The organism is Mesorhizobium sp., from assembly GCF_017306585.1.
In the GTDB taxonomy this organism is placed as follows: Bacteria; Pseudomonadota; Alphaproteobacteria; order Rhizobiales; family Rhizobiaceae; genus Mesorhizobium.
The window spans coordinates 1-10,092 of sequence record NZ_JAFKIC010000019.1 but is presented as its reverse complement, the minus strand read 5'-3'; the positions used below and the strand labels follow the sequence as shown (position 1 = coordinate 10,092).

The 10,092-nt window shown below is 64.2% G+C and carries 11 protein-coding genes; 3 read left to right on the top strand and 8 right to left on the bottom strand.

Annotated features, from left to right (window positions below; translation table 11 throughout):
• The 3 genes from J0I79_RS00540 to J0I79_RS00530 form a co-directional block, all read right to left on the bottom strand.
• Positions 1–713 (bottom strand): substrate-binding domain-containing protein (locus J0I79_RS00540; RefSeq protein WP_292854310.1); only part of this gene is annotated, 713 nt, incomplete at its 3' end.
• A gap of 306 nt (positions 714–1,019) precedes the next feature.
• Positions 1,020–2,048: a LacI family DNA-binding transcriptional regulator gene (locus J0I79_RS00535; protein ID WP_292854308.1), complete on the bottom strand. Its 1,029-nt coding sequence runs from the start codon at positions 2,046–2,048 to the stop codon at positions 1,020–1,022.
• A gap of 151 nt (positions 2,049–2,199) precedes the next feature.
• Positions 2,200–3,429: an MFS transporter gene (locus J0I79_RS00530; protein ID WP_292854307.1), complete on the bottom strand. Its 1,230-nt coding sequence runs from the start codon at positions 3,427–3,429 to the stop codon at positions 2,200–2,202.
• 178 nt (positions 3,430–3,607) lie between these two features.
• Here J0I79_RS00530 and J0I79_RS00525 point away from each other — a divergent pair, with 178 nt between their 5' ends.
• Entirely contained in the window at positions 3,608–3,898 is a 291-nt protein-coding gene (locus J0I79_RS00525; RefSeq protein ID WP_292854305.1) for a DUF3175 domain-containing protein, read from the top strand.
• 36 nt (positions 3,899–3,934) lie between these two features.
• Here the strand turns inward: J0I79_RS00525 and J0I79_RS00520 are convergent, their stop codons facing one another.
• Positions 3,935–4,378 carry an SRPBCC family protein gene (locus J0I79_RS00520; RefSeq protein WP_292854303.1) on the bottom strand — a complete coding sequence of 148 codons (444 nt, stop codon included), beginning with the start codon at positions 4,376–4,378 and terminating at the stop codon, positions 3,935–3,937.
• 205 nt (positions 4,379–4,583) lie between these two features.
• On the opposite strand from J0I79_RS00520, the gene J0I79_RS00515 reads away from it, so the two are divergent.
• Positions 4,584–5,375 carry a pyrroline-5-carboxylate reductase dimerization domain-containing protein gene (locus tag J0I79_RS00515; RefSeq protein ID WP_292854301.1) on the top strand — a complete coding sequence of 264 codons (792 nt, stop codon included), beginning with the start codon at positions 4,584–4,586 and terminating at the stop codon, positions 5,373–5,375.
• Between the two features lie 35 nt (positions 5,376–5,410).
• On the opposite strand, the gene J0I79_RS00510 is transcribed toward J0I79_RS00515, so the two are convergent.
• Both J0I79_RS00510 and J0I79_RS00505 read right to left on the bottom strand, forming a co-directional pair.
• On the bottom strand, positions 5,411–6,187 hold the full coding sequence (locus tag J0I79_RS00510; protein ID WP_292854299.1) for a FadR/GntR family transcriptional regulator: 777 nt from the start codon (positions 6,185–6,187) through the stop codon (positions 5,411–5,413).
• Positions 6,188–6,289: 102 nt separating this feature from the next.
• The gene (locus J0I79_RS00505; RefSeq protein ID WP_292854297.1) at positions 6,290–7,186 is read right to left on the bottom strand and encodes an NAD(P)-dependent oxidoreductase; all 897 of its coding nucleotides are present in this window, start codon (positions 7,184–7,186) and stop codon (positions 6,290–6,292) included.
• Between the two features lie 134 nt (positions 7,187–7,320).
• On the opposite strand from J0I79_RS00505, the gene J0I79_RS00500 reads away from it, so the two are divergent.
• Positions 7,321–8,259 (top strand): NAD(P)-dependent oxidoreductase, encoded by a 939-nt coding sequence (locus J0I79_RS00500; protein WP_292854295.1) that lies wholly within the window; start codon positions 7,321–7,323, stop codon positions 8,257–8,259.
• A gap of 21 nt (positions 8,260–8,280) precedes the next feature.
• Here J0I79_RS00500 and J0I79_RS00495 read toward each other — a convergent pair whose 3' ends face one another.
• A complete protein-coding gene (locus J0I79_RS00495) occupies positions 8,281–9,051 on the bottom strand; it encodes a FadR/GntR family transcriptional regulator (RefSeq protein WP_292854293.1) in 771 nt (256 codons plus the stop codon).
• A 182-nt stretch (positions 9,052–9,233) separates the two neighbouring features.
• On the bottom strand, positions 9,234–10,092 hold an 859-nt coding region (locus tag J0I79_RS00490; RefSeq protein ID WP_292854291.1), incomplete at its 5' end, for a substrate-binding domain-containing protein.

The window sequence follows — 10,092 nt, the reverse complement described above, 5'->3', positions numbered from 1 at the left end:
GCGTCGGCCGTCACCTTCTGCGCCACGCCGTCATCCCATTTGCCGGCGACTTCGGTCACGTCCCATTTCTTGCCGGAAGCGTCGAGCACTTCATGGATGCCGTTGTGGCGGTCGGTGTCGACCGAGGTGCCGGCCACGCCGCGCACTTCGAGGATTTTGCCGCCATTCGGCACCTTCTCGACCAGCCACTTGGCCCACAATTCGCCAAGGCCCTTCTGGTCGACATTGACGTTGATGGCATCCTTGGTGTCGAGAATGTTGTCGAAGGCGACCAGCACGATGCCGGCTTCCTTGGCACGCTTGATCACCGGCCCGAAAGCGGTCGGGTTCTGCGCGTCGGTGACGATGGCGTCATAACCGGAATCGATGAAGTTGTTGATCGCCGATATCTGCGCCGGCACATCCTCGCCGGTCGAGACGACCTTGAATTCCTTGATCTTGGCTTTCACGTCCGGTTGCGCGGCATAGGCCTTGGCCGTCTGTACCATCTGAATGCGCCAGGTGTTGGCGATGTAGCCATTGGCGAAGGCAATGCGGAACGGGCCTTCCTTCTTGGGATATTTGAAGAATTTCGTGTCCGCGCTCCACGGCGCGAAACAGTCGGCCTGAGCGGCGGGGCCGGATACGATCTCCGGGCCGGCGGCCATCGCGGCCGAGTTGAGCATGACGAATGCGCTGGCGGCAACAATGCCGCCGACAAGTGACTTGATCATCGATAATCCTCCCGATTGCAGTGCTGATTTGTCGGTTCAGTTCCATGCAATTTCCGCGTTGCCGGCTGGCTCCTCCGCCTTGTCCGGTAACGAATGCCAGGTGCCGAAGACCTCCGCGACCCCTCCCCTTGCCGTCCCCGTCGCATCGGGAAAGATTATCATATTATCCATAATGAACAAGCATGAGCTGTCGCTTATGTATAATAAACAGACCCGAACGTCTGCCGGGCATTTGCCGTGCACGATGTTGGTAGCGCTACCAAGCCGTGCTGTAAACCGGCATTCGCACAGTCGTCTTTGTGTGTTTCAACGTGCGGTGCTCTCTCGCCGCATGAGCTCGAAACCGAGGTCGACGACCCGCTGTTGCGGCCTGTTGCCGGCAATCTCGGCCAGCGCCATGGCAACGGCGCGGCGGCCGATCTCATAGCGGTGGGTGCGGATGCTGGTGACCGAGGGAAAAGCCACCTGCATCATGTCGAGATCGTTGAAGCCGACAATGCCGATCTGCCTGGGCACTTCGATCGAGGCGCGATGGCACTCGAACAGCACGCCGAGCGCGATATCGTCATTGTTGCAGAAGACGCCGTCGAGCGTCGGCATCTTGGCGAGCGCGTCACGCAGCAATTCGCGGCCCAGCGAAACGCTGGACAGCATCGGAGTGGTGGTGATCAGCCTCGGATCGAACAACCCGGCGGCCTCCATCGCCGCGCGGTAGCCGGCAAGCCGCCGCTGCGAGCGCGGGTCCATTCGCGCGCCGATGAATCCGACCTTTCGGTATCCGGCCTCCAGCAGGTGCTCCGTCGCCGCCCTGCCGCTGTCGAAATGCGAGAAGCCGACCAGCATGTCGACCGGATCGGGACCCGTCTCCATGATCTGCACCACGGGGCAGCCCGCCGTCTCCAGCAGGCGCCGCGAGGTTGCCGTCTGGTCTATTCCCGCCACGATCAGCGCGGCCGGCCGCTGCGATCCGAACAGTTGCAGAAGCCGCTCTTCTTCCAGGCCGGAGTAATGCGTGTGGCCAAGCTGGATGCGGAACGCACTGTCGGAGAGGCTGTCATAGATGCCGCGCACCACCTCCGCGAAGACATTGTTGGTCAGCGAGGGCACCAGCACGCCGAAGACCTCGGCCCGCGCCGAGGCAAGCGCGCGCGCGTTGGGGTCCGGCACATAGCCGAGCTCATCCACGGCCGCCTGGATCTGCCGCCGCAGATCCTCAGAGACCCGTCCGGGCTCGCGCAGCGCGCGCGAGACCGTGATGGCGCCGACGCCTGCCTTGCGCGCCACATCGGCAATGGTCGGCCGTCCGCCGCCCCGGCGCGAGCGTGGCTTGGTCAAGGCCTTGGCCCGCGCGCATGGCGGCCGAAGCATGCCGGCAATACGATCCGAGTTCTCGCCATCTCACCCGCCTGTCGCCCCGCCCCCAAGCCTCTGGGGTCGCGCAGCGCCAGCGCATTGTCAAGCAGAGCTGCTCGAGGCAGTCCTTGCCTCAGGCTACTATGACGGCCCTGGGCCTCGCCTTCCACATGAAGAGTGCGATCGCCACTATGTTCAGCAGGTTCCAGGCGATCCCGTTCAGGAAGGCGGCGGCATAGGAGCCCGTCAGGTCGTAGATCCAGCCCGACATCCAGCCGCCGATCGCCATGCCGAAGATCGTCGCCATCATGACGATGCCGATGCGCTGGCCTGCCTCCTTGGCGGGCAGGTATTCGCGCACGATGATGGCATAGCAGGGCACGATACCGCCCTGGGACAGGCCGAACACCAGCGACACGACATAGAGCGAGGCGAGCCCGTCGAATGGAATGTAGAACAGCAGCGAGAGGCATTGCAGCACCGAGCCGATGATCAGCGTTTTGGCGCCGCCGATGCGGTCGGCGATGAAGCCCGAGGCAATCCGGCTGGCGACGCCCGCCGCCATCATGATCGACAGCATGTCGGCGCCATGCGCCATGCCGTAGCCAAGGTCCATACAGTAGGCGACGATATGCACCTGCGGCATCGACATCGCCACGCAGCAGCCAAGGCCCGCGATGACCAGCAGCACCTGCAGTGCTGCCGGTGACATCGGGATCGGCTGCACCGGACGGCTTCCGGGCGAACCGGCCGCCGCCGCGTCCGGCGCGCGCCGCCGCAGCAACAGCACCAGAGGCACCATGGTGACCAGGCAGAAAATGCCGATGGCGGCATAGGTGAAGCGCCAGCCTTCCGCCTTGATCAGCGCCGGCATGATCGTCGGCCAGAAGGCTCCGGCAAGGTAGTTGCCGGCCGCTGCCGCCGTGACCGCGACGCCGCGCCGGCGGTTGAACCAGTGCGAGATGTCGGCGATCAGCGGTCCGAAGATCACCGATGTGCCGAGACCGATCAGCACGCCCTGGGCAAGGGTGAACTGCAGGATCGATGTCGACAGCGCCGCCAGCAGAAGGCCGGCGGCGAGCGCGACTGAAGAGACCAGCGCCGGGATCCAGTAGCCCATGCGGTCGATGGCCCGTCCAACCAGCACATTGCCGGCGGCGAAGCCCACCATCGTGGCCGTGTAAGGCATGGAGGCCGCGGCGCGGTCGACGCCGAATTCAGCCTGCACGGCCGGCAGCACCACGACGACGGCCCACATGCCGACCGCGCCGATCGTCGCCAGCAGCATCGAAATGGCCAGCCGCATCCAGGCATAGGAACTGTCGATGCCGGGATTTTGCCGGCTCATGTCGGTTCGGGTCAAAGGCGTTTCCTGCCGGCGGTCTCGAAAATCGGCCGCCGTTCTGGTCACTATCGGCTCATTGCGCGCCCATAGCAGCGCCACGACCGGCAAATCCGTGGCTCCAGAACCGGCATGAACGCGGAACCGGCGCCGAAGTGCCGAGTTTTCCGATCAGCTGACCGCGAAAGGAGTCCCAGCCATGACCGCCACCAGGAAGAAATGGTCGTCCGAGGTGACCGAGCACAGCGACGCGATGGACCTTGAGGATCACATCTTCGAATCGCATGACGCCGGGAGGATCGCGGCATCGCTGAAGAGGTCCGCCGAGCACAGCCACCGCCGCAAGGCCGAACCGTTCCAGTCCGCGATGTCGATGCTGAATTTCTACATCAACCGCGCCGGCAGCAATCTTCCGGCGGCACGCAGGAAAGTGCTCGAGGACGCCAAGGACGAGTTACGCGCGGCGTTCGGGCGGCCGAGGGAGCATTAGCGCCCGGCCGCCGCGATATCCTCGAGACCCAGCCGCCTATTGATTGATCTCGGGTTCGACAAGCTTGGCCAGGTTTCGCAGCGATTCCTGCCATCCGAGATAACAGGCCTCCGCGGGGATGGCGTCCGGAATGCCGGCCTGGGTGATGTTCACTTCGGTGCCGACCAGGACTTTCTTCAGCGACACGGTCACCTCGATCTCGCCGGGCAGGTTGGGATCGTCGAACCTGTCGGTGTAGCGCAGCAGTTCACCCGGAACGAGTTCGACATATTCGCCACCGAAAGAATGGCTGCCGCCGGTGGTGAAGTTGCGGAACGACATCTTGAACGTGCCGCCGACCTTGCCTTCGAAATGATGAACCGTGCAGGTGAAACCGTTCGGCGGCAGCCATTTAGCCAGCGCATCGGCCTCGAGGAACGCCCGGTAGACCTTCTGTGGGCTGGTTGTCAGGACGCGATGCAGGCGGATGGTGCTGGGCATTTTTCAAATTCCTTTTTCTTCGTGATCGATGCCCCAAGGACGGGTGTTGCCTCGTCGATCCGACACGGCTCCCGGATTTTTGACAAAGCCGCAGAATTGCGATGCCTTCCGCCTGAACAATGCCGCCAGCTTGCGCCGGTTTCCTCGCGCGCTGGACAAGCACCGCGATCTTCCGCACCTTGCAGCAACAAGCGGAGGTGGACACATGAACGCATCGGTCAGGCTCGGCATTGTCGGCGGCGCCGGCTGGCTGGGCGGCGCCATCGCCGGCGCGGCCATGGCCGCCGGCGTCGTGCACGCGCGCAACCTGACGCTTTCCTATCGCCGCACGAAACCCGAGAGCTTTCCCGGCGCTTTCTGGACCGACGACAACCAGGCGCTCGCCGAGCGCTGCGATGTCATCCTGCTGTCGGTCCGGCCCGAAGACTGGCCCTCGCTCGCCATCGATGCCGGCGGCAAGCTGGTGATTTCGGTGATGGCCGGCATCCGCCTTGCCGAAATCGCCGAAAAGCATGGCACCGGCCGTGTCGTGCGTTCGCTGCCGAACGCGGCGGCGGAGGCGGCAAGGTCCTATACGCCGTGGATCGCGAGCAGCGACACGTCGGAGGCGGATCGTGCCGTCGTGCGCGCCATCTTCGATGCCTGCGGTGTCCAGGACGAGGTCGCCAGCGAGCGCGACATCGACTACCTCACCGGCCTTACCGGCTCGGGGCCGGCCTTCCCTGCCCTGCTGGCGGATGCGATGATGCGCGACGCGGTCCGCTTCGGCCTGCCGCCCGATGTCGCGCAGCGTGCCGTCAACGCGGTGCTGACCGGCACCGGCCGGCTGCTCGAATTGCGCGATGTCTCGCCCGCCGGGACGGTGGCAGCGTTCCTCGACTATCGCGGCACCACAGCGGCCGCCATCGAAACCATGCGCGACGCCGGTTTCGACGACGCGGTGGCGAAGGGACTGGCGGCGGCGTTCAGGAAATCAATCGCCATGGGCAAGGGCTGAGCCGGACGAGTGCCTTGATCTATCGAGCGGCGTGTCTACCGTGACCGGATGACGCCGTCCGTATTGGCCAGCAGCTTGCGCACCGCCGCGCGCGCCGCGTCGGGCCGCTGCAGGCGGATATTCTTCTCGATCGCCTCATGCAGCTTCTGCGCATGGTTGAGATCGTCCACCGCACGCGTCGTATAGGTGAAGAGATGATCGAAGGCGGATTCGATCAGCACGCCAAGCGGTACCAGAAGGTCGTTGCCCGAGGCGCGCAGGATGGCGAGGTGAAAGCGCGTATCGGCGCGTGTGCGCTCCTGCAGGCTGGCCGCCTCGCCCATTTCGCGGCAGGCCTGACTGATCTCGGCCATCTGCTCGTCGGTGCGGCGCATGGCGGCGAAGGCGGTCGCTTCCGGCTCGATGATGTGGCGGAATTCCTGCACCGTCTTCAGGAACACTTCGCGGTCCGGCGATGTCGCGTACCAGGACAGCACGTCGCGGTCGAGCAGGTTCCAGCGCTCCTTCGGCTCGACCCAGCTGCCGATCTTGGGGCGTGACGCCAAGAGGCTCTTGGCCATCAGCATCTTGATCGCCTCACGCACCGCCGAGCGGCTGACGCTGAAGGTCTCCGACCATTTTGCTTCATTGGGCAGGATGGTGCCGGGCGGATAGTCGCCGCGAACGATCCTGAGACCGATTTCGCTGGCCAGCGAGGTGTGCACGCTGGCGCCGGGAATGCGCGCCGCATCGGGCCGGCGCACGCCCGCCGGGCGATCGGCGGCATCGGCCTTTTTCGGCGATTTTTCCTTGTTCGGCTTCGCGTCCCGCATACGCTTCACAAAGGCCGGTTTGCGCAAGCTGTCAAGCGCCCCCGGTTGGTTGGGCCGCAAAGCGCGCCGCTATGCACAGCCCAACCCCTTCCACCAGCCCATTCAGGCTGTCTTGACGTATTTGCGCCAGCTATGTTCCGGCCGGAAGCCGAGCATGTCGCGCGCCTTGCGGTTCGACAGCAGCGTCTCGTATTCGCCGAGTTCCGCCTTGACCGGCACGCCGGGATAGAACCGCTTCAGGAGTTCCGCCGTCGGCAGGTCGGACGAGGTATCGTCATTGGCGGCGTTGAACACCTGATAGCCCAGCCCGTCCTTTTCGACGGCCCGCAGCGTGATCTGGCCGAGGTCGCGGGCATCGATATAGCTCCAGGCGATGCGCTTGCGGAAACCGGGATCGGCGAACCATTTCGGGAACAGCGAATACTCGTGCGGCTCGATGACATTGCCGATGCGAAGCGCATAGATATCGGTGCCGTTGCGCTGCGCGAAGGCGCGCGCCGTCTTCTCGTTGACGACCTTGGACAGCGCATAGCTGTCCATCGGATCGACGTCATAGTCCTCGTCGAGCGGGAAATATTCGGGGTCGCGCGGCTCGTTGGCGAACACCAGGCCATAGGTCGTTTCGCTGGAGGCGATGATCACCTTGCGGATGCCGAGTTTCACCGCCGCCTCGATGACATTGTACGTGCCCATCGCATTGATGCGGAACACCTCATTGTCGGGCGTGATCATGATGCGCGGGATGGCGGCGAAATGCACCACCGCGTCGACCGGCTGCGGGCGCAGCGACGGGTCGAATTCATGCAGGCCCATATAGCTCGACAGCGCGTTGAACACCTGCCCGCTGTCGGTGATGTCGGTGATCAGCGTGCGCACCTTGGGATTGTCGAGCGGCCTGGTATCGATGTTGAGCACCTGGCAACCCTGCTCCACCAGATACTGCACGACGTGACGTCCGGCCTTGCCGCTGCCGCCGGTGAACATGATCCGCTTCGTCATTCCGGTCTCCACAAATTCTGGGGTTTTATGCGTCCAGGGATTTATGTGTATTGTCAGACAATATTGCTTTCCGCAACCGCATACGGTTAAAACAGCGGCGGCATTATCGATAATTTGAGGACAGGACGCAAAGCATGAGCACCACCACCGCGAGCGAGAAGATCGGCTTCATCGGCCTTGGCCTGATGGGCCACGGCATCGCCAAGAACATCGTCGACAAGGGCTATTCGCTGACCTTCCTCGGCCGCAAGAACCGCAAACCGGCGGAGGATCTTCTCGGCCGAGGCGCTCAAGAGGCATCGACCTCCCGCGACGTCGCGGCGGCATCCGATATCGTCTTCATCTGCGTCACCGGCTCGCGCGAGGTCGAGGCCATCATCCGCGGCCCCGGCGGCCTGAAGGAGGGCTTGAAGAAAGGTTCCGTCGTCGTCGACTGCTCGACCTCCGACCCGGTCTCGACCGTGGCTCTTGCCGCCGAACTCAAGGCGCTTGGCATCGACTATGTCGACGCGCCGCTGAGCCGCACCCCGAAGGAGGCCTGGGAAGGCACGCTCGACGCCATGGTCGGCGCTCCCGACGCCGTTTTCGCCAGGGTCAAACCGGTGATAGAGACCTGGGCCGGCCGCATCGTCCATATCGGCGACACAGGCGACGGCCACCGCATGAAGCTGCTCAACAATTTCATCTCGCTGGGCTATGCCGCGCTCTATTCCGAGGCGCTGGCGCTGGCTGAAAAGGTCGGCATCTCGCCGCCGCGTTTCGACAGCGTCATCCGCAACGGCCGCATGGATTGCCCCTTCTACCAGACCTTCATGCGCTGGACGCTGGAAGGCGACCGCGACGCCCACAAATTCACCATCGCCAACGCCTTCAAGGACCTGACCTATCTGGAATCGATGGCCGGAGCCGCAGGCATCGCCAACCCGCTAGGCAACGCCACCAAGAACTCCTTCGCCGGCGCCCATGCCACCGGCCCGGCCGAACAGTTCGTGCCGATGCTGGCGACGCATATCGCCAAGGTGAATGGCGTCGACCTGATGCCGATGAAGGATGGCAGGAAGCAGACGATTTGAGGCGCAAACGGTCGGCGGCTCTTACCGCCGCCGGCTTCCAATCCCCTCATCGGTGTCCGCCAGCAGCCTGTGCACGGCGTTGCGCGCTGCCGCCGGGCGCTGCAGGCGGATGTTCTTCTCGATCGCCTCATGCAGTTGCTGCGCCCGCCGCTGGTCGCCAACCTGCCGCGTCGTGAAGACGAAGAGATGGTCGAGCGCCGACTCGATCAGCACGCCGAGCGGCACCAGGAGGTCGTTGCCCGAGGCGCGCAGGATGGCGAGGTGGAAGCGCGTATCGGCCCGGATACGGTCCGGCAAGTTCGCCGCTTCGCCCATCTCGCGGCAGGCGAGGCTGATCTCGGCCATCTGCTCGTCGCTGCGCCGCATCGCCGCAAAGGCGGATGCCTCGGGTTCGATAATGTGGCGGAACTCCTGCACGGTGCGCAGGAAAGCCTCACGGTCGGGCGCGGTCGCGTACCAGGCAAGCACGTCGCGGTCGAGCAGGTTCCAGCGTTCCCTGGGCTCGACCCAGCTGCCGATCTTGGGGCGTGATGCAAGAAGGCTCTTGGCCATCAGCATCTTGGTCGCCTCGCGCACCGCCGAGCGGCTGACATTGAAGGTCTCGGCCCATTTGGCCTCGTTGGGAAGAATGCTGCCGGGCGGATAGTCGCCGCGAACGATCCTGAGACCGATCTCGCTGACCAGCGAGGCATGGACGCTCGACCCCGGAAAGTGGGCGGCATCCGCTCTGCGCATCGCCGCCGGACCGCCTTGAGCCTTGCCGGCCTGTTTCTTTGCCTTCTGGTGCGGCATTCACGTTCCAATAGGTCGGCCGTTTCTCGTCCGGATCGATCCGGAATTGCACGCCGATCCCGTTGCCGAAAGTCCAAACCACGGACGCGTCAAGGCCGGGGCCGGTCACCCCACCGCCGCGCCTTCTTGAAGAAATCGATGGAACGAGGCGCCCGTCAGACGGGCGCCTCGTCGGTTGTAGACTATTTCTGGATGCAAGTGTCGACCGTATCCTTGGTGCATTCGTCGAGGCCGGTGAAGACCGGATCGTCGACCTTCTTGCCTTCGATCAGCTCGATCATCACCGACGGCGCCTTGTAGCCCATTTCGAAGGGCCGCTGGCCGACCAGGGCAGTGACAAGGCCGTCCCGGGCGATCGCTACCTCGTCGCCGATCGTGTCGGCGGCGCCGATGACGAAGTCGTTCTTGGCCAGCCGGTCCTTGAGCGGCCCGACCAGATCGCGATAGGGTTGCGGCGCGCCGAACAGCGGCCAGCCGCCCATGATGCCGAAGGCGTCAAGCTTCGGATTGGCGGCGAGAATGTCGGTCATCGCCTGCACGCCTTTGGCGCCATCGTCATTGGTGAACACCGGGCAGCCGGCGACCTCGGTCCAGCCACCCTCGCCCTTCAGCGCCGCAAGGCCTTCCTTGCCGGTCAGCGCGTCACGCATGCCCTGCGCGCGGCGCAGGATGTTGTCGGCCGCCGGATTGCCTTCGATGGTGCAGATCGTGCCGCCATTGGGCTTGGCCTTCTTGATGTATTCGCCGATCTTCTTGCCCATGAGGTAATTGTCGGTGCCGAGATAGGTCTTGCGAAGCGCGGCATCCTCCTTGGCGAGGTCGGCGTCCACCGTCATGATCGGGATCGTCGGATTGGCGCTCTTGAGCGTCTGCGCGATCAGCGGCGCGTTGGACGGCGAAATCGCCACCGCAGCGGTATCCGGCTTGCTCAGTATGTCTTGAAGGATTTGCGCCTCGCCGGCCTCGTCGGATGTCGAAGCCGGGCCGGTGTAGAAGCATTCATATTCCGCGCTGGCGTGTTCCTTGTTGCATTTCTCGCAG

What these genes read in the sequence shown, in the direction of transcription:
- J0I79_RS00520 (WP_292854303.1), bottom strand. Translation starts at nt 4,378, where the DNA reads ATGCCCAGCACCATCCGCCTGCATCGCGTCCTGACAACCAGCCCACAG.
- J0I79_RS00515 (WP_292854301.1), top strand. Translation starts at nt 4,584, where the DNA reads ATGAACGCATCGGTCAGGCTCGGCATTGTCGGCGGCGCCGGCTGGCTG.
- J0I79_RS00510 (WP_292854299.1), bottom strand. Translation starts at nt 6,187, where the DNA reads ATGCGGGACGCGAAGCCGAACAAGGAAAAATCGCCGAAAAAGGCCGAT.
- J0I79_RS00500 (WP_292854295.1), top strand. Translation starts at nt 7,321, where the DNA reads ATGAGCACCACCACCGCGAGCGAGAAGATCGGCTTCATCGGCCTTGGC.
- J0I79_RS00505 (WP_292854297.1), bottom strand. Translation starts at nt 7,186, where the DNA reads ATGACGAAGCGGATCATGTTCACCGGCGGCAGCGGCAAGGCCGGACGT.
- J0I79_RS00525 (WP_292854305.1), top strand. Translation starts at nt 3,608, where the DNA reads ATGACCGCCACCAGGAAGAAATGGTCGTCCGAGGTGACCGAGCACAGC.
- J0I79_RS00495 (WP_292854293.1), bottom strand. Translation starts at nt 9,051, where the DNA reads ATGCCGCACCAGAAGGCAAAGAAACAGGCCGGCAAGGCTCAAGGCGGT.